We start from the raw sequence: 20,772 nt of genomic DNA on the forward strand, positions 1-20,772 counted from the left end.
CACCCCCGACGAGGGGATTTTGCTGGCAGTATTACCCGCTGAGCGCGTCGGGGCAATCGTGTCGCGGCTACGCCCGCTTCCAGGTCGTGCCCTGGGGTCCGTCCTCCAGCACCACGCCCTGGTCCAGCAGCGCCTTCCGGATGCGGTCGGCCTCGGCGAAGTTCTTGGCGGCGCGGGCATCCTTGCGCGCCTGGATGGCGGCCTGGATGGCGGCCTCGTCCAGGCCTTCCGCCCCCTTGGGCGTCCAGCGGAACCAGGCCTCGGGGTCCTGGATCAGCAGGCCCATCAGGTTGGCGGCGGCCTTGAAGCCGGCGGCCACAGCCTGGCGGGCGCCTTCATCCGTCTCCTTGTGGAAGCGGTTGGCCAGCTCATGCAGCAGGCTGAAGGCCAGCGGCGTGTTCAGGTCATCCTCCAGTGCCGCCAGAACCTCATCAGGCACCTTGGCCGCCGGCACAGTACCGGCGGCCCGCAGCACGCCGTACCAGCGGTCCAGCGTGGCCTTGGCCTGGCGCAGGCCTTCCTTGGAGAAGTCCAGCGGCTGGCGGTAATGGGCCTGCAGCAGGGCCAAGCGCAAGGCCTCGCCCGGCACCTCGTCCAGCAATTCGGCCACGGTGAAGATGTTGCCCAGCGACTTCGACATCTTGTCGCCGGACATGGTCAGGAAGCCGGCATGGACCCAGTAGTTGGCCATGACCTGGGTGCCGTGGGCGCAGCGGCTCTGCGCGATCTCGTTCTCATGGTGGGGGAAGATCAGGTCCAGCCCGCCCCCGTGCACGTCGAACACCGGGCCCAGGTGGGCGGCGGTCATGGCACTGCACTCGATATGCCAGCCGGGGCGGCCCCGGCCCCACGGGCTGTCCCAGCCCGGCTGATCCTCGGCCGACGGCTTCCACAGGATGAAGTCAGCCGGGCTTTTCTTGTAGGGCGCCACCTCCACCCGCGCGCCGGCGATCATCTCATCCTGGCTGCGCCGGGACAGGCGGCCGTAGTCGGGCATGGACGGCACGTTGAACAGCACGTGGCCTTCCGCCGCATAGGCGTGGCCACCGGCGATCAGCCGCTCGATCATGGCGATCATGGCGTCGATGTGCCCAGTGGCGCGCGGCTCCACATCCGGGCGCAGCAGGTTCAGGGCGTCCATGTCGGCATGGAACTGGGCCGTCGTCGTCTCCGTCACCGTTTCGATGGGCTGCCCCAGGGCCTTGGCCCGGTCCATGATCTTGTCATCGACGTCGGTGATGTTCCGGGCGTAGGTCACGGTCGGGTACAGGTGCTTCATCACCCGCGCCAGCAGGTCGAAGGCGGTGAAGGTGCGGCCGTTGCCGATGTGGGCGTAGCTGTAGACGGTGGGGCCGCAGCAATAGATCCGCACATGGCTGGCGTCGACGGGCACGAAGACTTCCTTCGCGCGGGTGAGCGTATTGTACAACTGCAGTGCCATGACGGATTGATCCGGGATAAGAGGAAAAGACAATACTACTTTGAAAAGGCAACCAGTTTAAGCGGTCTGACCGGACAGCCGGGCCAGCGCCCGCTCCCGCCCGATGAGGGGCAGCAGCGTCTTCAGTTCCGGCCCATGCTCCAGGCCCGTCAGCGCCAGGCGCAGGGGCATGAACAGGGCCTTGCCCTTGGCGCCGGTGGCGGCCTTCACCGCGTCCACCCACTGGCCCCAGGTGTCGGGGCCCCAGGGGTCGGCGGGCAGCAGGCCGGCGGCGGCCTCCAGGAAGGCGGCATCGGTCACCACCGGCGCCAGCGGGGCATGGGTGATGTCCCACCAGCCCTTGGCCTCCGCAACATGGGTGATGTTGGGGCGCACGGCCAGCCAGAAGGCCTCATCCGCCCCCGCCATGCCCAGGGCCGGCAGGCGGCCCGCCACCGCCGCGTAGGGCATGTGGTGCAGGATCTGGGCGTTCAGGCGGTGCAGATCCTCCGCATCGAACTTGGGCGTGCCCCGGCCCACCTTGGCCAGGTCGAAATCGGCCACCAGCTCCCCCAGCGTGCCCCGGGCCTCCACCGCGTCCGACGTGCCGATCTTGGCCAGCAGCGACAGGATGGACAGGGGCTCCAGCCCCGATTCCTCGCGCAGGCTCTTCAGGCTCAGGCTGCCCAGGCGCTTGGACAGGCCGGCGCCGCTGGCGTCCGTGATCAGGGGAAAATGGCCGAAGGCGGGCACGGGGCCGCCGAGAGCCTCATACAGCTGGATCTGCACGGCGGTATTGGCCACATGGTCCTCCCCCCGGATGACATGGGTGATGCCCAGCTCGATGTCGTCCACGACGGAGGCGAAGGTGTACAGCGGCTGGCCATCCTCGCGGATCAGCACCGGGTCGCTGAGGTCCTGGCCCTGGAAGCGCTGAGGCCCACGCACCAGATCGTCCCAGACGACGGGGCTATGTTCCAGCTTCAGCCGCCAATGCGGGCGGCGGCCCTCCGCCTCCAGCCGCGCGCGGTCGGCGTCGGTCAGGCGCAGGGCGGCGCGGTCGTACAGCGGCGGGCGGTGCTGGGCCAACTGGGCCTTGCGCTTCAGGCCCAGCTCATCCGGCGTCTCATAGCAGGGGTAGAGGCGGCCGGCGGCCTTAAGACGCTCCGCCGCGGCGGTGTAGCGGTCCAGCCGGTCGGACTGGCGGGCGAAACGGTCCCATTCCAGGCCCAGCCAGCGGAGATCCTCCTCGATGCCGGCGGCGTACTCCGCCGTCGACCGCTCCCGGTCCGTGTCGTCCATGCGCAGCATGAAGCTGCCGCCGTGCTTGCGGGCGAACAGCCAGTTCATCACCGCCGCGCGGGCGTTGCCGATGTGCAGGCGGCCGGTGGGGCTGGGCGCGAAACGGACGGCGACAGGGCTCATGGGAAAAGCGGACCTTCAGGAAACGATAAGGAAACCAAGGGCGGCAGCGATACCATGAAGCGGCCGAAAAGCAAAAGGCGGAGCCGCCGGCCCCGCCTGTTCCTACAGCCACAAAGCGACCGTTCAGAACTTCTTGCGGTGGAAGGCGGCGGCCAGCGCCTTGACGGAGGCCGCCTGCTTCACCGTGCCCTCGCTCTTGGGCGGCGGGGCGCCGTTCAGGATGGGCGGCTGGTTGGCCAGGCGGGTGCCGCCCATGCGGGCGACGATGGCGTCCAGCTGGGCCTGGGTCAGGCGCTGCGGCGCCGGCGCCCGTCGGCTGGTCCCCCCGCTGGGCACGGCGGCGGCGGGCGCCATGGCGGGCACGGCCGGGCCGCCCCGGTAGGCACGCTCGATGGCGGCGCCGGTGATGCCCTTGAGGAAAGGCTTGCACAGGCCGCGCATGAGCTGCTCATCCGCCAGCGCCCAGGCCATCAGGATGCGCTGCGCCTGGGCGCGGCTGCCCTGCGCCTGCGCCATGGCCTCGCGGATTTTCATGGTGACGTAGGTTTCGCTCATGGAACGGGCCCCCACCGGGCGGCGGTCCACGCCGGACCAGCCTTTCTAAATCGCCGCGCACTCGCCACCTGGCGCCATCGACCGAAGCCGGCGGCATACCCATATATGGCAGAGATAAGAAAAGTTTAGCGCAGGAGGCCCTGAACCGGAATGGAAAAGAAACCGGCCGCATCCATGGGCCGCCGCCGCCCTGTAACCATCCTTGGTATATAAACCATCGGATGAGGCTCGGCAGGCCGGCACCGCCGCCCTATAGTCCGTCCACGCTCGCGACCTGGCCCCCACCACGACACACCCATGCTGATCGAGATCGTCGCCGACTTCGTCTGTCCGTGGTGCTACATCGGCAAGCGCCGCTTGGAACGCGCGCTGGCCCAGCGCCCGACGCAGCAGCCGGAGGTGCGCTGGCTGCCCTTCCAGCTGGACCCGGACACACCGCCCAGCGGCATCGACCGTACCATCGACCAACTGGCCAAGTTCGGCAGCGTGGAACGCATCCGCCAGGTGAACGCCCTGCTGGAACAGACGGCGGCGGCGGAGGGCCTGACCCTGAACCTGGACCGCATCCGCCGCACGCCCAACACGCTGGACGCCCATCGCCTGCTGCGCCACGCCGACGCCAATGGCCAAGGGGGCGCTCGCACCCTGGAGTTGGCCGCCGCGCTGCAGGCCGCCTTCTTCCGCGACGGCCGCGACATCGGCGACCGCGCCGTGCTGGCCGCGATCGCCGGGGAGGTGGGGCTGGACGCCGACACGGCCGCCGCCTTCCTGCACGGCGACGCCGACCGCGACGCCCTGCGCCAGTCGCTGGCCACCGTGCGCCAACTGGGCATCCAGGCGGTGCCCTGCTTCATCTTCAACCGCCTCTATTCCCTGTCGGGCGCCCAGGAACCGGGCGCCTTCCTGCCCCTGCTGGACCTGGCGGGGGCGGAGGGCGTGGTGGCCAGCGCCGCCGGCTGAACCGGAACCGTCGGCGCCTCAACGAGGTTGAAACGGCATGCCTCCCACCGAATACGCCACCGAACCAGAGATCACCCATATCGCCACCCCGCTGCTGGACGTGGCCTACATCGCCGGCGGGCCCGCCGACGGCCCGCCGGTGATGCTGCTGCACGGCTGGCCGGACGACGCCCACACCTGGGATCGGGTGGCGCCGGCCCTGTGGGAAGCGGGGTACAAGACGGTGGCGCCCTGGCTGCGCGGCTTCGGTCCCACACGCTTCCTGTCCAGCCAGACCACCCGCTCCGGCCAGATCGCCGCCTTGGCCCAGGACGCGCTGGACCTCGCCAACGCCCTGGACTGGCAGCGCTTCAGCATCATCGGCCACGACTGGGGCGCCCGCATCGCCTATTTCCTGGCCGCCGTGGCGCCCGACCGCCTCTGCCGCATCGCCGCCCTGTCGGTGGGGTGGGAGCCGGGCAGCCTGCCCACGCCCGCCCTCCCCCAGGCCCAGCGCTACTGGTATCAATGGTTCCTGACGACGGAGCGTGGGGCGGAAACCATCTGCCACGACGGCAAGGCCTTCGCCCGGTATCAATGGGACAGCTGGAGCCCCGCCGGGTGGTATGAGGAGGCGGCGTTCGAACGGACGGCGGCCGCCTTCGAGAATCCAGACTGGGCCGCCATCACCCTGCATTCCTACCGCGTGCGCTGGGACGAGGCGAAACCCGACCCGCGCTATGCCGAGATGGAAAAGCGCCAGCGCGCCGCCCGCAGCCTCGCCGTCCCCACCCTTATGATACAAGGCGGGGACGACCGCTGCACCCTGCCCGCCACGACGGAGGTCAACGAGGGCCATTTCACCGGCCCCTATCGCCGGTCGGTACTGCCCGACGTTGGCCACTTCCCGACGCGCGAAGCGCCGGAGGCGGTCGGCCGTCTCCTGCTGGACTTCCTGGGGACGGAGACGGTGAACCCGTAAGGGATCAGTCCTTCACCCTTGCGGCACCACCTTGGGCAGGCTGGTGATCGGCTCCAGCGTGATGCGGCGGAAATAGGTCTCCGCCCCTTCGGATTGCAGCTGGATGCGGCCGTGGGTCAAGGGCGCCCAGCCCTCGCCCTCCCGCATCCGCAGGTCGCGCACCACCATGACCGGCACGCCGTTCACCACGTGCACCGCCTGGTCGCCCACGACATAGAGGTCCAGCACGTTCCACTCCCCCACCGGCTTTTCGGCGTTGCTGCCGGCCTCCACGTTCCAGGCCGGCTGCTGCACGGTGACCGGGCGTCCGCCCAACATGTAGCGGCGCTGGGGATCGATCAGCGTGCGGTCGCGGCCCACCTCGGTCACCGCCGTCACGTTGGGGCCCACCGGCACCACCATGCCGACGGAGCCCAGCATGATCTCGAACTCCGCCGCCGCCATCCAGGTGCCATAGACGGCACCGGGCGCGCCATGGCTGTGATAGAGCAGGCCGTTGTTCCACGGCAGGTCCAGGCGCGGGGCGTAGCGGGTCTTGCCCCACTTGTATTCCAGCCGCAGGTGATAGTTGGCGTGGTCGCCCCCGTTGACGATGCCGCCCCACGTCTGCCCGGTGATGAAGATGGCCGGCTCCCCCTCCTCCATCACCACGTGGAAGATTTTGGCGATGGCGGCCTTGTCGGCGCCGATGGGCGACTGGCCGGGCTGGGCCAGGTAGGTGCGGGCCGGGTCGGGATAGCCCAGCCAGGCGTCCCAGTCGTTTAGGTCGCGGCCGTTGAACAGGCTGACCGCCGGCCCTGCCGGGGCCGGCACGTCCACCAGGCGCAGGTTTTGCGGCTGAAACGGCGGATCACCCGCCAGCACAGCCTCCAACGCCGGGTTGGCCGGCGCCTTGTCCGCCGCTTGGGCCGGGACCGCGCCGCCCAGACCCATCCCCACCGCCAGAACCAGTGCCCACGCCGCACGTATCGCCATGTCGCCTCACAAACCTTGGTGATTGCCTTGATGTTATCGATTTCATATCAGCGATGCAGGCGAAACGTCAGGGAATTCATTCCGCCGACGCAAAGTGGCCCCACCCCTCCATGCGCGGATGGCCGTTGCCCCCATCACCGGACCCGGCAAGGCTGCGCCCACAACCAAGGGGGAGTGGCGGTATGGACGGGGCATGGTGCAACCGACGGGCGGTGCTGGGTGGCTTGGCGGGAACGGCGTTGGTGGGACTGACACCCAGGATGGCCGGCGCGGAGAATGCCACCCCGGCCAAGCTGGCCGCCCTACTCGAAACCTTGCGCAACGATCCCCATCCTGACCTCAAGGGCGTGGTGGTGCTGCGGCATGGCCGGCGCATCGCGGAGGCCTATTACAACGGCGACGACGCCACCACCCTTCACGACATCCGCTCCGCCACCAAAAGCCTGACCAGCCTGCTGATGGGCATCGCCATTGATCGCGGCCGGGTGGCGGGCGTGGACGCACCCATCGCGCGCTACCTGCCGGGTCCCCTGCCCGCGGGATGGGAGGCGATCACCATCCGCGACCTGCTGACCATGCGCTCCGGCCTGGCGGCCGACGACACCGACCCCGCCAGCCCCGGCAACGAGGACACGCTGGACGAGGCGGGGGAAAAGACCGGCGACTGGGCCACCGCAGCATTGGCCGTGCCCGTGCGGGAACCGCCGGGCCGCACCTACCAGTACTGCTCCCTCAACGCCTTCCTGACCGGCCTGATCGTGGAGCGTGCCACCGGCCTGAGCCTGGACAGGCTGGCACAAGAGGCCCTGTTCGCCCCCCTGGGCATCCGGGCCCATGACTGGCGCACTCTGCCCGGCGGCCACGGCACCGGCCAAGGCAACCTGTCGATCACCGCTCGCGACGCCGCCACCATCGGCCAGATGGTGCTGAACCAGGGCGTCCATGGCGGCCGCCGCATCGTCAGCCAACACTGGCTAGACGACAGCCTGGCCCGCATCCACCCCATCGCCGCCAGCGACCCCTACGCCGATTTCTACGGCTACATGTGGTACGCCAAGGATGAGCCGGCGGGTGGCGGCCGGACCGTGCCGGTGCACTTCGCCTCCGGCAACGGCGGCAACAAGATCTACGCGGTGCCATCGCTGGACCTGGTGGTGGCCATCACCTCCAGCGCCTACGGCAAGGGCTATGGCCAGCGGCGGTCGCAGGATATCCTGTTGGGTATTCTGGCGACCCTATTTTGATGCCCTGGGCCCGACGCCCTGGGGCCTGAGGAACAGCGGCCGCCCAACAGAGGAGGCCGCCCCATGAAATCCTGCCTGCAACCCGGCCTGCGCCACAGCGAAAGCCTGACCGTTGACGCCAGCATGCTGGTGCCCGCCCTGCCCGCCGCCTTCGGTGGCTTCCACGACATGCCGCCGGTCTTCGCCACCGCGCAGATGGTGGCCTTCATCGAATGGACCTGCGTGCAGGCCCTGGCGCCCTATTTGGAACCCGGGGAGCGCACCGTCGGCACCCATGTCGATGTCAGCCACGTGGCCGCCACGCCCTTGGGCATGACCGTCACCGCCACCGTGGAACTGATCGCCTTCGATGGCCGCGCCCTGCGCTTCAAGGTCGCCGCCGTTGATGCCACCGGCCTGATCGGCGAAGGCTTCCACAGCCGGGGCGTGATCGACTACGCCCGCTTCATGGCCCGGGTGGAGAAGAAGGCGGCGTGCTGAAGAACCCGACATGGAGGCCGGGCGCCCTCACCGAAAGAAAAATTTTGGGCGCCCTGTCGGTTTCGGATGGCCCGGCCCGTCCTTCGGGTACTGCTTCCTGACAGGAGAGGACAATGGCCAAGCAAATCTTCATCAACCTGCCGGTGCGGGACCTGCCCAAGGCGATGGCGTTCTATACCGCCATCGGGGCGGTGAACAATCCGCAATTCACCGACGAGACCGCCGCCTGCATGGTGTTCTCCGACACCATCTTCGTGATGCTGCTGACCCACGATAAATGGCGGGTTTTCACCCAGAAGCCCATCACCGACACCCACGCCAGCGGAGCCTTGATGCTGGCCCTGTCCTGCGATGACCGCGCCGCCGTGGACACCATGGCCGAAACCGCGAGCCGGCACGGCGGCAAGGCCGACGTGAACCCCAGCCAGGATCTCGGCTTCATGTACAGCCGCAGCTTCGAAGACCCGGATGGCCATGTCTGGGAGCCGCTTTTCCTGGACGCCGCCCAACTCCCGCCCCAGCCCTAGCCGGACGTGGCGGGGTAAGTCTCAGCGACGAGACTGGGGAGGAATGGGCCTGGACCGGGCGTTGGAATTGCTTCTCACGTCCGGTCCCGGGTCTTCCATTCCGACAGCCATTAACACTCATCGCCGAGCGGCGTACACTTGAATGGAATGAAAAAACATTCTCCATAAATATTTATGCTGTTTTATTACTTACGATCCAATTTCTATTTTTCGTTGTTTGGCTTGTTAAATTTTCCGACCAGTCGCCAAACAGTCGTTTTGTGCTCCTCAAAACTACCACCGATCTCCAATCCAGCTTTAAGTACTGACGCACTGATTCTGGCGTCTATGCCGTAATTATCTGTGCTGCTAACAATCAAGGAGAAATCGCTTAACCCGAATTCTATTCTCCCGCGAGCTATACTTTGCCACATTGATTCATGTGGGTACCAAGATAATCCAGATGGCAATTTTGGCTCCGTAGAACCAGACAATGATGCCGAGAACAAAGTTCTACGCTCGCTAGAATCTTCCTTCTTTCCATCCAGAGATGGTGAAATGTTTCTAGCTGGTAGATTGGCTGAAATTTTTGCCGAAAACTCGTTAGACCAGCCCGTTACATGCTCAATTTCTAAACTCTCAGCACCAAGACTCATAAGAAGAAGCATAGCTTCCGAGAATTTGTGCTCAAACACAATTCTATGAAAATCTGCCATAGTACAATAAGCCCTCGGCAGCACAGGGTGGCACACATATACGACACCCTCCCGCGGATGACCTGGAGGGAATATTAAATCACTTGCATCATCAAAAGAAATATCTCTTATTGGGACACCGCTTTCACGTGCTTTATCGAGAGCTTTATAGGCTTCTATTCCAACACCAACTATTAATTTTGCTAGAGAATATTCTAAACCACCAATTTTTAGGGCAGCATTCGCAACAGAAGTCCAATCTAAGCTTTCATTTTTCTTTTTTAACGCCGATTCCTCCTGATTTGATGCCGCTTCAATGACAGCTTTATTAGAAACAGCAATCAATCTTCTTTCGTAGTAGGCTTCATCGCCGATCTTTTTCACCACATTACCTCCACTTTAAAAATTATATCCCATTTGGTATACGGCATATTAGAGCGCCCCTATTCAAATTTCACCATATGATTGGCGACATTCCGATTCTGGGAGCGTAGAATGCGCTTAAATAAATAATGTTTTAGGTTATCTCCGCATACTGAAGGATGCGACAGCGCCCCCCACCGCGCCAAGAAAGAAGACACCTTTGCCTTGGGCCCCAGCGACTTCTGGGCCCCTGCCTGATACCGCAACGCGTTCAGGAGGATCAGGGCATGACACAAGAGACCATCCGCAATCCCGTGGAATGGACATGGGAACGGCTGGGCGAGGCGGCGGCGGGTGTCGCCTCCGTCGGCCGGGCCATCGGGCATATGGAGGACCTGCGGGCACGGGAGGCGCCCCTGGTGCGGCGCATCGGGGTGGCCGACCTGGGCGAGGCCATCGCCGCCGGCTTCCGCGACTTCGGCGCCTTCCGCACCGACGTCTTCGCGCTGTGCATCATCTACCCCATCCTGGGCTGCGTGCTGGCCCGGGCGGCGGTGAACCTGAACATGCTGCCGATGCTGTTCCCGCTGGCCTCCGGCTTCGTGCTGGTGGGTCCGGTGGCGGCCATCGGCCTGCTGGAGATGAGCCGGCAGCGGGAACGCGGCGCCCAGCCCAGCTGGCGCGAGGCGTTCGGCCCCCTGCGGTCGCCGGCCATCGCCGCCATCGCGGCCCTGGGCTTCCTGCTGACCATCATTTACTTCGCCTGGCTGTATGCCGCCCAGGGCATCTATGACGCCACGCTGGGCCCGCAGCCGCCGGCCTCGGTGGCGCAGTTCGCCGCCGACGTGGCGGGCACCCGCGCCGGCTGGACCATGATCGCGGTGGGCTGCGCCGTGGGCGCCTGCTTCGCGGCCGTGGTGCTGGCCATCGCCGCCATCAGCTTCCCCCTACTGCTGGACCGCGACGTGCCGCTGCACACCGCCGTCGGCACCTCCCTGCGGGCGGTGGCCCGCAACCCGGGGGTGATGGCGCTGTGGGGCCTGATCGTGGCCGGCAGCCTGCTGGCGGGCACGCTGCCCGCCTTCGTCGGCCTGATCGTGGTGATGCCGGTGCTGGGCCACAGCACCTGGCACCTCTACCGCCGGCTGGTGGTCTGACGCCCGCCGGTGCCTGCGCCTTCTTAGGCCTGGGCCAGCGCCTGGGTGAGGTCGGCCAGGATGTCGTCGATGTGCTCGATGCCGATGGACAGGCGGACATAGCCGGGGGTGACGCCGGTGGCCGCCTGGTCCTCGGCCGACAGCTGGGAATGGGTGGTGCTGGCCGGGTGAATGGCCAGGCTGCGCGCGTCGCCGATGTTGGCCACGTGGTAGAACAGCTTCAGCGCATCGATGAAGCGGCGGCCGGCGTCGGCGCCGCCCTTCAGCTCGAAGCCCACCAGCGCGCCATGGCCGCCCTTCAGCACGGCGTCCGCCCGGCGGCGCAGTTCCCCCGTCTGACGGCTGGGGTGGATGACGTCCGACACCTTGGGATGTTCCGCCAGGAAGGCGGCGACGGCGCTGGCGTTGCGGTTATGCTCCCGCATGCGCAGCGGCAGGGTCTCCAGCCCCTGGATGGCCTGGAAGGCGTTGAAGGGGCTGAGCGGGGCGCCCACGTCGCGCAACAGGGTGACGCGGGCACGCAGGATGTAGGCGATGGGGCCCAGCGGCTTCACCGCCTGGGTCCACACCGCCCCGTGATAGCTGGGGTCCGGCTGGTTCAGCAGGGGGAAGCGGTCGGCGTGCGCCTCCCAATCGAAAGTGCCGCCGTCGATGAGGGCGCCGCCGATGCTGGTGCCGTGGCCGCCGATATACTTGGTGGTGGAATAGACGACAACGGCCGCCCCATGGTCCAGCGGGCGGGCGATGATGGGGGTGGCCGTGTTGTCCATGATCAGCGGCACGCCCAAGTCGCGGCCGATCGCCGCCACCTCGGCGATGGGGAAGACGCGCAGCTTGGGGTTGGGCAGCGTCTCGGCGTAATAGGCGCGGGTGCGGTCGTCGGTGGCGCGGCGGAAGTTCTCCGGATCCGACGGGTCGACGAAGCGCGCCTCGATGCCCAACTGCTTGAAGGTGTTGGCGAACAGGTTCCAGGTCCCGCCGTACAGATCGGTGGAGGTGACGAAGTTGTCGCCAGCGCTGGCCACGTTCAGGATGGCGAAGGTACTGGCCGCCTGGCCCGACGCCACCGCCAGCGCCGCCACCCCGCCCTCCAGCGCCGCCAGCCGCTGTTCCAGCACGTCGGTGGTGGGGTTCATGATGCGGGTGTATATGTTGCCCAGTTCCTTGAGCGCGAACAGGTTGGCGGCGTGCTCCGTGTCGCGGAACTGGTAGGACGTCGTCTGGTAGATGGGCACGGCCACCGCCCCCGTGGCAGGATCGGCGCGATACCCGGCATGCAGGGCCAGGGTCTCGGGGTGCTTGCTGTCTACGGCCATGGCGACATCCTCCGCTCATTATTCGTCGGTGCGGCGATTGTTGCCTCAGCCGTTCGGAAATTGCATCCACCGATGCATGCTTATTAAATTATTTCATTTATGGCGGGAAACGGGGGGCCGGCCGCACCGTGCGCCCGCTTTCTCTAGGCTGATCCAGTCACCCGCGCGCCTCCCGATCTAACCGTTTCGCGATACCGGGCCCGCCCTTTTCCGGCCACACACCGCTCCTACCCTTCCTTGCAGCCTCAAGACAGTTCAGCTGCCGGAGCGTGAAAATGCCCAAGGTCTCCCTGTTCAAGCGTTCCCTGGCCAAGGTCGGCCTGTTCGCCACCCTATTGACCATCGCGGGCAACGCCCACGCCGAAGAGATGATCGAGCCGGTGTTCGGCCTGATCTATGACCCGCAGACCGTGGTGTTCGAGCAGGCGCCGGACACCCTGCCCGGCCGCTGCCCCGGCCTGGCCCAGGCCGGCCTGGGGGATCGCATCCGCGTCTTCGGCCGGACGGAGGTGGACGGCACCCAATACTGGGCGCTGGGCGGCGAGGTCGTGGTGCGGCGCAAGGACCAGCCCATCGTGGTGCCCAAGGGTGCCGTCGTGGCGCTGACCGCCGATGGCTGCACCCTGCTGGGCCCCATCCGCGCCTTCTTCCAGTTCCCCAACCGCGTCCCGGCCGACGCCGTGTCCCGCCTAGCGGATGAGGTGGTGGAGCGCTACGAGTCCGCCTACGGCGGCGCGCCCGCCTTCACCGCCGTGCTGAAGAAACAGGACGCCGTGCCCCAGGCGCCCATGAAGGGCCTGCTGCGTGCGGCATTGGAACGGCACGGGGCGCTGTAACCCGCATGGCCGGGGGGCAGAACGGTTTAGACTGCGCTGGCCTGGAGCCGCGACAGGCGCGTCCGCGCCTCCTTGGCGCCGGGATTGTCGGCCAGGCCGAAGTCGCCGTGGAACACGGCATCGAGCGCGGCATAGCGGTCCAATGCCTCCCGCCATAGCGCCTCGGCTTCGCGCTGGTCACCGCGTCCCTCGGCATTGCAGGCAAGCGCGCGGACGGCGTTGGCCATTTCCAGGGGGGCGTCGCAGGTCACGCAGTGCCTGCGCCAGCCGCGTCAGCGCCTGGGGCAGATCAGCGCCGCCCGTCTGGCCGGAGGCACGCGACAGGGCCACCGCCTGGCTGGCCAAGTCGAGGGCTTCCGACAGCCGGCCCGCCCGCCGGGCGGCGGTAGCCTGTTCCAGAAGCTCTTTTGGATCAAGCATGCCGGCCATAGCCGCCTCCCCTCCCGGACACAGCCCGAATCTTAATCCGGGCCGCCGACATCAGGAAGGCGGGGATTGGTTGTACCGCCAGGGTACGGGGCCATTTGCGTTTTCCGCGCGCGCCTACCGCCGGCTGCGCGGCGGGGCGGAGAAGCCCGGGCGGCTGAGCTTGGAGGCCGGCAGCGGCGGCTTGTGGCCCCAGGCGGAGACGGGCTTGCCCTGGGGCTTGGGCGGCGGAGGGGGTGGTGGCGGCGGCGGCGGGTCGGTCTTCACGGTCTCACCCGCCGCCATCTTGGCCAGGTCGCTCATCAGCTTGCGCACGCCGTCCATGCGGGTCTCGGCGCTGTCCCAGGGGCGCAGCAGCACCAGCTTGTGGTCCGGCCGTATCTTGGCGGTGCCGGCCTGCTGCTGGATGAAGCTCACCAGGGCGGCCGGGTTCTTGAACTCGTTGTTGCGGAAGCCGATGACGGCGCCCTTGGGGCCTGCGTCCAGGGTCTGCACGCCCGCGTCGCGGCACAGGCGCTTGATTTCCACCAGGCGCAGCAGGTTCTCCACCTCCCCCGGCAGGGTGCCGAAGCGGTCCACCATCTCGGCGGCGAAGGCGTCGATCTCCGCCCGGTCCACCAGGTCGGCCACGCGGCGATAGAGCGACAGGCGGATGCCGAGGTCGGCAACGTAGTCCTCCGGGATCAGCACGGGCATGCCCAGCTGGATCTGCGGCGTCCATTGCTCCTCCGCCGCCTGCGCCTCCGTCAGGCCACCACGCGCGGCGGCCACCGCCTCCTCCAGCATCTGCTGGTACAGTTCCACGCCCACCTCGCGGATCTGGCCCGACTGCTCCTCACCCAGCAGGTTGCCGGCGCCGCGGATGTCCATGTCGTGGCTGGCCAGCTGGAAGCCCGCGCCCAGGCTGTCCAGCGTCTCGATGACATGCAGGCGCTGCTGCGCCGTCTGCGACAGCACGGTCTTGGGCTGATAGGTCAGGTAGGCGTAGCCGCGCACCTTGGACCGGCCCACGCGGCCGCGCACCTGATACAGCTGCGCCAGGCCGAACATGTCGGCGCGGTGGACGATCAGGGTGTTGGCGCTGGGGATGTCCAGGCCGCTTTCGATGATGTTGGTGGCCAGCAGCAGGTCGTACTTGCCCTCGTCGAAGGCCGTCATCACCTCCTCCAGCTGCGCCGCCGGCATCTGGCCGTGGGCGGTGATGACCTTCACCTCCGGCACCAGCTCCGCCAGCCGTTCCTGCAGCTTGGGCAAATCCTCGATGCGCGGGCAGACATAGAAGCTCTGCCCGCCGCGATAATGCTCGCGCAGGATGGCCTCGCGGATCACCACCGGGTCATAGGGCAGCACGAAGGTGCGCACGGCCAGGCGGTCCACCGGCGGGGTGGCGATCAGCGACAGCTCCCGCACGCCGCTCAGCGCCAGTTGCAGGGTGCGGGGAATGGGCGTGGCGGTCAGGGTCAGGACGTGCACGTCGGTGCGCAGTTCCTTCAGCCGTTCCTTCTGCTTCACGCCGAAATGCTGTTCCTCGTCCACGATGACCAGGCCCAAACGCTTGAACTGGATGCTCTTGGCCAGCAGGGCGTGGGTGCCGACCACGATGTCGATGGTACCGTCAGCCAGGCCAGCCTTGGTCTGGTTGGCCTCCTTGGCGCTGACCAGGCGCGACAGGTGCCCCAGGCGCACGGGCAGGCCGGCGAAGCGCTTCTCGAACGTGCGGGTGTGCTGGCGGGCCAGCAGGGTGGTGGGCACCACCACCGCCACCTGCAAGCCGCTCATGGCCGCGACGAAGGCGGCGCGCAAGGCCACCTCGGTCTTCCCAAACCCGACATCGCCGCACACCAGGCGGTCCATGGGCTGGCCGGAGTTCAAATCCTCCAGCACATCCTCGATGGCCTTCAACTGGTCGTCCGTCTCGGCATAGGGGAAGCGGGCGGCGAACTCGTCATAGACGCCGTCCGGCACCTCGATGGGCGGGGCCTTGCGCAAGGCGCGCTCGGCGGCGATGCGCAGCAGCGCGTCGGCCATGTCCTTCAGCCGCTTCTTGACCCGGGCCTTGCGCGATTGCCAGCCCACGCCGCCCAGCTTGTCCAGCTGCGCGCCCGATTCCTCGGAGCCGAAGCGGGACAGCACCTCGATGTTCTCGACCGGCACGTACAGCTTGTCGCCGCCATCGTAGAGGATGCGCAGGCAGTCGTGCGGGGCGCCGGTGACGGTCAGCGTCTCAAGCCCGTCATAGCGGCCGATGCCGTGGTCGACGTGGACCACCAGGTCGCCGGGCGACAGGCTGGCGGCCTCGGCGATGAAGTTGGCGGCGCGGCGCTTCTTCTGCGACGGGCGGGCCAAGCGGTCGCCCAGGATATCCTGTTCGGTGATGACCGCTAGGTCGCCGGTGGTGAAGCCGGTGTCGATGCCCAGCACGATGACGGCGGTGGCCCGTGCTTCCTGCGCCCCTACCTCCGCCCAGGTGTCGGCGGTCAGGGCCGGATCGATGCCGTGTTCCTTCAGCATCTTGGCCAGGCGGTCGCGGGCACCCTGGCTGTAGCCCGCCACCACCACGCGGCGGCCGTCGGCATGCATCTGGTCGATGTGCTGGCCCAGCGCGCGGAAGACATTCACGTCCGGATTGGCGCGGGCGTCGGCGAAGTCGCGCCCCCGGCGGCCGCCGGCATCGGCCAGGTTGGGGTTGGAACCGCCCTTTTCGTCTTCGCGGGCGACAGCGGCGAAGGTCGACAGCTGGGCAACACAGCGCAGGGCCAGGTGCCGGTCCCAGGCGTCGCCATCCAGGAACATGGCGCCAGTCGGCACCGGCTTGTACACCGGCGTGCCGGACTTCTTCTCCACCTCCTGGAAGGTGCGGCGGGCCTCGTAGAAATCCGCAACCTGCGACAGGCGGGCGTCGCGCGCCTCCTCCGCCTGGGCGTCCAGGCTGACCATGGCGGCGGGGACATAGTCGAACAGCGTGTCCAGGCCGGCGTGGAACAGGGGCAGCCAATGTTCCATGCCCGGCATCTTGCGGCCGGCGCTGATGCCCTCATACAGCGGGTCGCTGTCGGTGATGGCACCGAACAGCTCGCGATAGCCGGTGCGGAAGCGCTGGACGGAAGGGTCGTCCAGGAACACCTCCGACATCGGTTTCAGGTCCACGCCCGACCGCTTTTCCGTGGTCATCTGGGTCATGGGATCGAAGGCGCGGACGCCTTCCAGCTCATCGCCGAACAGGTCCAGGCGCAGGGGTTCCGGCGTCGCCGGGGGGAACAGGTCGATGATGCCGCCGCGCACCGCGTACTCACCCGGCTCACGCACCGTCTGGGCGCGGGTGTAGCCGTTGTTGGCCAGGAAGCGCTGCAACTCATCGACGTTGAGGCGGCCGCCGACCTTGGCGCCGAAGGTGGCGTTGCGGAAGGCCAGGCGCGGCGGCACCTTCTGCAAGGCGGCGTTCAGGGTGGTGAGAACGACGAAGGGGCCTTTCGGCCGGCTGCCCAGCAGGGTGGTCAGCGTCTCGATGCGCCGGGCCACGATGTCGCCATTGGGCGAGACGCGGTCATAGGGCAGACAGTCCCACGCCGGGAAGGGCAGCACCGCCACATCGGGCGCGAAGAAGGCCAAGGCCTCCTGCACCCGAGCCATGCGCGTGTCATCCAGCGCCACATGCAGCAGGCCCGAGGCCCCCGCCTGCCGCGCCAGGTCGGCCAGCACGCGCGCGTCATGCCCCTCCGGCGCGCCGGCGACCAGCAGGCGGCGCGGCGTATCGGGGGTCAGGCTGGAAAGGACGGCGGACGGCAGGACGGTATCGGGCATGGGGGGCAAGCCAGGCGTTGGGCGGTGAAGGGCGAGGTCAGGCGACGCGGTGGGCTTGCAGCAAGGCCATCAGGTCCGCATCCAGGTCATCGGGGAACGGCGCGCGGCCCAGCAGCCAGTCGAAGACATCCGGGTCGTTCAGATCCAGCAAATGCTCGTACCGGTCCAGCTGTTCCACCGTGAAGGCCGGCACATGCTTTTCGGCGAAGGTGCCCATCAGCAGGTCCATCTCCTTCATCCCGCGATGCCAGCTGCGGAAGATCAGGCGCTTGCGCCGCACGGCCAGGGCGTCTTCGGGGGCGGCATCGGACAGGAGGTCGGTGGGCATGGCATGGCCTTTGGGAAACGAAAACTCGATTGGGATGCTTGGTGGCGACACTGGCCACGCCGCATCAGCCCCTGGAGTAACGGCAGACCCGGGCGCTGTCACGTCTTCAATGGCGGCGTGCCCGGCATGGCCGCACCATACACACGGCAGAACATATCGTAAACGCGCCTCGCGACAAGGGGTAGCCGGTCGACAAGCCGGCCCGCTAACATATAGGCATATGCCTACGGTTTTGCGTCCTGGAGCCTACCCCATTGCGTCCGCCCGTCCTCTATCCCCTGTTCGCGCCCATCACCAGCCTGCCCGGCCTGGGGCCCCGCCTGGGCAAGCTGGCGGAGCGGCTGACCGGCCCGCATGTGGCGGACATCCTGTGGCATCTGCCCACCGGCATCCTGGACCGCGCCAACGCCCCCAGCATTGCCGAGGCGCCGGAGGGCCGCATCGTCACCCTGACGGTGCGGGTGGACGGCCACATGCCGCCGGTGCAGCGCCACCGCCCCTACCGCGTGCGCTGTACCGACCATACGGGGGAGATGGAGCTGGTGTTCTTCCACGTGAAGGGCGACTGGCTGGAGAAGAAGCTGCCGCAGGGAACCATGGTGGTGGTCAGCGGCAAGGTGGAACGCTTCAACGGCCTGCTGCAGATGCCCCACCCCGACCATTTCGCCCCCGTGGAAGAAGGCGCCCCGCCGCAGGAGGTGGAGGCGGTCTATCCCCTGACCGGGGGCCTTAACCCCAAGCCGCTGCGCACCGCCATCCAGGCCGCCCTGGCCCGCGCGCCGGAACTGGAGGAATGGCAGGACCCGGCCTGGCTGGAGCGCCAGGGGTGGCCCGCCTGGAAGGCGGCGCTGGCCGGCGCGCACGACCCCAAGGGGGAAAAGGACGTCAACCCGCTGAGCCCCCTGCGCCAGCGCCTGGCCTATGACGAGCTGCTGGCCAACCAGCTGGCCCTGGCCCTGGTGCGCTGGCACCAGCGGCGGCTGGCCGGCCGCGCCACGGTGGGCAATGGCACCCTGCGCGCCCGCATCCAGGCGGCATTGCCCTATCAGCTGACCGGCGCGCAGGCGCAGGCGCTGGTGGAGATCGACGCCGACATGGCGCAGCCGGAGCGCATGCTGCGCCTGCTGCAGGGCGACGTGGGCAGCGGCAAGACCATCGTGGCGCTGATGGCCATGGCGACGGCGGTGGAGGCCGGCGCCCAGGCCGCCCTGATGGCGCCCACGGAAATCCTGGCGCGCCAGCACGCCGAAAGCCTGGCCGACCTGGCCGAGGCCGCCGGCATCCGCCTGGCCCTGCTGACCGGCCGGGACAAGGGCAAGGCGCGCCAGCAGGTGCTGGACCGCCTGGCGTCGGGGGAGATCGACATCCTGATCGGCACCCACGCCCTGTTCCAGGAGGACGTGGCGTTCAAGGATCTGGCGTTGGCGATCATCGATGAGCAGCATAAGTTCGGGGTGCACCAGCGTCTGGCCCTGGCGGCCAAGGGGCGTGGCGTCGACACCCTGGTCATGACCGCCACCCCCATCCCCCGTACCCTGACCCTGACCGCCTATGGCGACATGGACGTGAGCCGCCTGACGGAAAAGCCGCCGGGGCGCAAGCCGGTGGTGACCCGCGCCGCCGCCGCCGACCGCATCGAGGAAGTGGTAGAGCGCGTGGCCGCCGCCATCAAGACCGGCCAGCGGGTCTATTGGGTCTGCCCCCTGGTGGACGAGTCGGAAACGGTGGACCTCGCCAACGCCACCCTGCGGCATGCCACCCTGATGGAACGGCTGGGCGGGTGCGTCGGCCTGGTGCATGGCAAGATGAAGGGCACGGAGAAGGACGCCGTGATGGCCCGCTTCGCCGCCGGCGAGCTGTCCGTGCTGGTGGCCACCACCGTCATCGAGGTGGGCGTGAACGTGCCGGAGGCCACCATCATGGTGGTGGAGCATGCCGAGCGCTTCGGCCTGGCCCAGCTGCACCAGCTGCGCGGCCGCGTGGGGCGCGGCGAGCGCGCGTCCGCCTGCCTGCTGCTGTATGCCGCCCCGCTGGGCGAGACCGCCCGCGCCCGCCTGGACGTCATGACCTCCACCGAGGATGGCTTCATCATCGCGGAGAAGGACCTGGAACTGCGCGGCGCCGGCGAGGTACTGGGCACCCGGCAATCCGGCCTGCCGGAGTTCCGCATGGCCGACATCACCGTGCACGCCGACCTGCTCGCCACCGCCCGTGACGACGCCAGCCTGATGGTGGCCCGCGATCCCGACCTGGAAACCCCGCGCGGCCAGGCCCTGCGCGTCCTGCTTTACCTGTTCCAGCGGGATGAGGCGGTCAAGACGCTGCGGTCGGGGTGAGAACATCCGCGGAAGAACGGCACCGCAAAGCGCTCGACTGGGAAAGCCAGGAACCATCCGATTGACTTGAATTTATAATTTCATCTGGAGTGATCATGTATCACCACAATCACGCCGGCGTTGATTTCCGGGTATTCATACAAAAAATGGTCAAGTCGAAAATGGCCAGAACCTATATGGAGATCGGCGTCCGCGACGGCTCCACCTTGGCGATGATCGATTGCTCCGCGATTGGCGTTGATCCTGATTTTCAGTTCAGCTCCAGTCCCGTCGGCACGAAGCCGTCCCTTTTCCTATATCAAAAGACAAGCGACCAATTCTTCAGGGATCATGATGCAAGGGCAATATCAGGCGACACGCTTGATGTTGTGTTTCTTGATGGCCTACATCAATTTGAATATTTACTGAGAGATTTTATAAATAGCGAAAAAAGCTGCAATCGACACAGCCTCATCATGCTGGATGACTGCCTACCCGTGAACGCGGAAATGACCGAAAGGCGGCACAATGCACCGCAGCGAAAGAATCAAGACTATGCCGGGTGGTGGACCGGCGACGTCTGGAAAATGATCCCGATATTGAAGAAATATAGAAAAGACCTGCACATCACCCTCGTCGACACGACACCAACAGGCATCGTCTGCATCACCAACCTGAACCCATCTTCAACTATTCTGGAGGATAATTATTATGAAATACTCAAAGAATTTGACGATGCAGTCATGACAGATGAAAATATTGAGAAATTTTACCAAGAAAACGAGATTGATTCTTCGCAGGCGATAATGGCCGGCTTTAACGCGTCGCTCACGGTGGGTCCATAAGGAAAGCGACAGCCATCGAATAGGCGGCCAAGGCCCCAGCCCATAAAATCGTCGTCACTCCACCGATGAGCGGCGGATACCGGCATCGTTGTGGCAATGTTTGCACCCGGGGCGACGCCTGCAACCGCCAACTTGTGCCGCCGGGCTATTTCCTCCGCACAGTT

General features: G+C 66.9%; 18 protein-coding genes. 9 read left to right on the forward strand and 9 right to left on the reverse strand.

Annotated features, from left to right (window positions below):
- Positions 1–67: 67 nt before the first annotated feature.
- From cysS to FBZ87_RS06800, 3 genes are all read right to left on the reverse strand, one after another.
- Complete coding sequence (cysS, locus tag FBZ87_RS06790) at positions 68–1,441, reverse strand: cysteine--tRNA ligase (protein WP_145609558.1); 1,374 nt, start codon at positions 1,439–1,441, stop codon at positions 68–70.
- A gap of 57 nt (positions 1,442–1,498) precedes the next feature.
- Positions 1,499–2,845: a glutamate--tRNA ligase gene (gene gltX, locus FBZ87_RS06795; protein ID WP_145609559.1), complete on the reverse strand. Its 1,347-nt coding sequence runs from the start codon at positions 2,843–2,845 to the stop codon at positions 1,499–1,501.
- A 123-nt stretch (positions 2,846–2,968) separates the two neighbouring features.
- Positions 2,969–3,400: a hypothetical protein gene (locus FBZ87_RS06800; protein ID WP_145609560.1), complete on the reverse strand. Its 432-nt coding sequence runs from the start codon at positions 3,398–3,400 to the stop codon at positions 2,969–2,971.
- A gap of 297 nt (positions 3,401–3,697) precedes the next feature.
- Between FBZ87_RS06800 and FBZ87_RS06805 the strand changes: the two genes are divergently transcribed.
- Positions 3,698–4,360, forward strand: coding sequence for a DsbA family oxidoreductase (locus FBZ87_RS06805; protein WP_145609561.1), 663 nt, complete (start codon positions 3,698–3,700; stop codon positions 4,358–4,360).
- Positions 4,361–4,397: 37 nt separating this feature from the next.
- Positions 4,398–5,321, forward strand: a complete 924-nt coding sequence (locus FBZ87_RS06810) for an alpha/beta fold hydrolase (RefSeq protein WP_145609562.1) — start codon at positions 4,398–4,400, stop codon at positions 5,319–5,321.
- A gap of 12 nt (positions 5,322–5,333) precedes the next feature.
- Here FBZ87_RS06810 and FBZ87_RS06815 read toward each other — a convergent pair whose 3' ends face one another.
- The gene (locus tag FBZ87_RS06815; protein ID WP_145609563.1) at positions 5,334–6,296 is read right to left on the reverse strand and encodes a 3-keto-disaccharide hydrolase; all 963 of its coding nucleotides are present in this window, start codon (positions 6,294–6,296) and stop codon (positions 5,334–5,336) included.
- Between the two features lie 182 nt (positions 6,297–6,478).
- On the opposite strand from FBZ87_RS06815, the gene FBZ87_RS06820 reads away from it, so the two are divergent.
- The 3 genes from FBZ87_RS06820 to FBZ87_RS06830 all read left to right on the forward strand — a co-directional run bounded on the left by FBZ87_RS06820 (position 6,479) and on the right by FBZ87_RS06830 (position 8,547).
- Positions 6,479–7,540: a serine hydrolase domain-containing protein gene (locus FBZ87_RS06820; protein WP_186454618.1), complete on the forward strand. Its 1,062-nt coding sequence runs from the start codon at positions 6,479–6,481 to the stop codon at positions 7,538–7,540.
- A gap of 63 nt (positions 7,541–7,603) precedes the next feature.
- Positions 7,604–8,020, forward strand: coding sequence for a thioesterase family protein (locus FBZ87_RS06825; protein ID WP_145609565.1), 417 nt, complete (start codon positions 7,604–7,606; stop codon positions 8,018–8,020).
- Between the two features lie 113 nt (positions 8,021–8,133).
- Complete coding sequence (locus FBZ87_RS06830; protein ID WP_145609566.1) at positions 8,134–8,547, forward strand: VOC family protein; 414 nt, start codon at positions 8,134–8,136, stop codon at positions 8,545–8,547.
- Between the two features lie 203 nt (positions 8,548–8,750).
- On the opposite strand, the gene FBZ87_RS06835 is transcribed toward FBZ87_RS06830, so the two are convergent.
- The gene (locus FBZ87_RS06835; RefSeq protein WP_145609567.1) at positions 8,751–9,605 is read right to left on the reverse strand and encodes a hypothetical protein; all 855 of its coding nucleotides are present in this window, start codon (positions 9,603–9,605) and stop codon (positions 8,751–8,753) included.
- 266 nt (positions 9,606–9,871) lie between these two features.
- Between FBZ87_RS06835 and FBZ87_RS06840 the strand changes: the two genes are divergently transcribed.
- Entirely contained in the window at positions 9,872–10,741 is an 870-nt protein-coding gene (locus tag FBZ87_RS06840; protein ID WP_145609568.1) for a DUF2189 domain-containing protein, read from the forward strand.
- Positions 10,742–10,764: 23 nt separating this feature from the next.
- Here the strand turns inward: FBZ87_RS06840 and FBZ87_RS06845 are convergent, their stop codons facing one another.
- The gene (locus FBZ87_RS06845; protein ID WP_145609569.1) at positions 10,765–12,057 is read right to left on the reverse strand and encodes an O-acetylhomoserine aminocarboxypropyltransferase/cysteine synthase family protein; all 1,293 of its coding nucleotides are present in this window, start codon (positions 12,055–12,057) and stop codon (positions 10,765–10,767) included.
- 275 nt (positions 12,058–12,332) lie between these two features.
- On the opposite strand from FBZ87_RS06845, the gene FBZ87_RS06850 reads away from it, so the two are divergent.
- Complete coding sequence (locus FBZ87_RS06850; protein WP_145609570.1) at positions 12,333–12,893, forward strand: hypothetical protein; 561 nt, start codon at positions 12,333–12,335, stop codon at positions 12,891–12,893.
- Between the two features lie 26 nt (positions 12,894–12,919).
- Here FBZ87_RS06850 and FBZ87_RS06855 read toward each other — a convergent pair whose 3' ends face one another.
- From FBZ87_RS06855 to FBZ87_RS06870, 3 genes are all read right to left on the reverse strand, one after another.
- Complete coding sequence (locus FBZ87_RS06855) at positions 12,920–13,144, reverse strand: hypothetical protein (protein ID WP_186454619.1); 225 nt, start codon at positions 13,142–13,144, stop codon at positions 12,920–12,922.
- Positions 13,145–13,436: 292 nt separating this feature from the next.
- Positions 13,437–17,120, reverse strand: coding sequence for a transcription-repair coupling factor (mfd, locus tag FBZ87_RS06865; protein ID WP_246134273.1), 3,684 nt, complete (start codon positions 17,118–17,120; stop codon positions 13,437–13,439).
- 37 nt (positions 17,121–17,157) lie between these two features.
- On the reverse strand, positions 17,158–17,448 hold the full coding sequence (locus tag FBZ87_RS06870; protein ID WP_145609573.1) for a succinate dehydrogenase assembly factor 2: 291 nt from the start codon (positions 17,446–17,448) through the stop codon (positions 17,158–17,160).
- A 254-nt stretch (positions 17,449–17,702) separates the two neighbouring features.
- Here FBZ87_RS06870 and recG point away from each other — a divergent pair, with 254 nt between their 5' ends.
- Together recG and FBZ87_RS06880 are read left to right on the forward strand one after the other, a co-directional pair.
- Positions 17,703–19,784 (forward strand): ATP-dependent DNA helicase RecG, encoded by a 2,082-nt coding sequence (gene recG, locus FBZ87_RS06875; RefSeq protein WP_145609574.1) that lies wholly within the window; start codon positions 17,703–17,705, stop codon positions 19,782–19,784.
- Between the two features lie 95 nt (positions 19,785–19,879).
- Entirely contained in the window at positions 19,880–20,608 is a 729-nt protein-coding gene (locus FBZ87_RS06880) for a class I SAM-dependent methyltransferase (RefSeq protein ID WP_145609575.1), read from the forward strand.
- The last annotated feature ends 164 nt before the right edge of the window (positions 20,609–20,772 follow it).

Origin of the sequence: Nitrospirillum amazonense (assembly GCF_007828035.1) — a bacterium.
Lineage (GTDB): Bacteria > Pseudomonadota > Alphaproteobacteria > Azospirillales > Azospirillaceae > Nitrospirillum > Nitrospirillum amazonense.

Coding starts and splice junctions, on each gene's coding strand:
- FBZ87_RS06800 (WP_145609560.1), bottom strand. CDS start 3,400: ATGAGCGAAACCTACGTCACCATGAAAATCCGCGAGGCCATGGCGCAG.
- FBZ87_RS06830 (WP_145609566.1), top strand. CDS start 8,134: ATGGCCAAGCAAATCTTCATCAACCTGCCGGTGCGGGACCTGCCCAAG.
- FBZ87_RS06810 (WP_145609562.1), top strand. CDS start 4,398: ATGCCTCCCACCGAATACGCCACCGAACCAGAGATCACCCATATCGCC.
- mfd (WP_246134273.1), bottom strand. CDS start 17,120: ATGCCCGATACCGTCCTGCCGTCCGCCGTCCTTTCCAGCCTGACCCCC.
- FBZ87_RS06870 (WP_145609573.1), bottom strand. CDS start 17,448: ATGCCCACCGACCTCCTGTCCGATGCCGCCCCCGAAGACGCCCTGGCC.
- FBZ87_RS06845 (WP_145609569.1), bottom strand. CDS start 12,057: ATGGCCGTAGACAGCAAGCACCCCGAGACCCTGGCCCTGCATGCCGGG.
- cysS (WP_145609558.1), bottom strand. CDS start 1,441: ATGGCACTGCAGTTGTACAATACGCTCACCCGCGCGAAGGAAGTCTTC.
- FBZ87_RS06825 (WP_145609565.1), top strand. CDS start 7,604: ATGAAATCCTGCCTGCAACCCGGCCTGCGCCACAGCGAAAGCCTGACC.
- FBZ87_RS06805 (WP_145609561.1), top strand. CDS start 3,698: ATGCTGATCGAGATCGTCGCCGACTTCGTCTGTCCGTGGTGCTACATC.
- FBZ87_RS06815 (WP_145609563.1), bottom strand. CDS start 6,296: ATGGCGATACGTGCGGCGTGGGCACTGGTTCTGGCGGTGGGGATGGGT.
- FBZ87_RS06850 (WP_145609570.1), top strand. CDS start 12,333: ATGCCCAAGGTCTCCCTGTTCAAGCGTTCCCTGGCCAAGGTCGGCCTG.
- FBZ87_RS06820 (WP_186454618.1), top strand. CDS start 6,479: ATGGACGGGGCATGGTGCAACCGACGGGCGGTGCTGGGTGGCTTGGCG.
- FBZ87_RS06840 (WP_145609568.1), top strand. CDS start 9,872: ATGACACAAGAGACCATCCGCAATCCCGTGGAATGGACATGGGAACGG.
- FBZ87_RS06880 (WP_145609575.1), top strand. CDS start 19,880: ATGTATCACCACAATCACGCCGGCGTTGATTTCCGGGTATTCATACAA.
- gltX (WP_145609559.1), bottom strand. CDS start 2,845: ATGAGCCCTGTCGCCGTCCGTTTCGCGCCCAGCCCCACCGGCCGCCTG.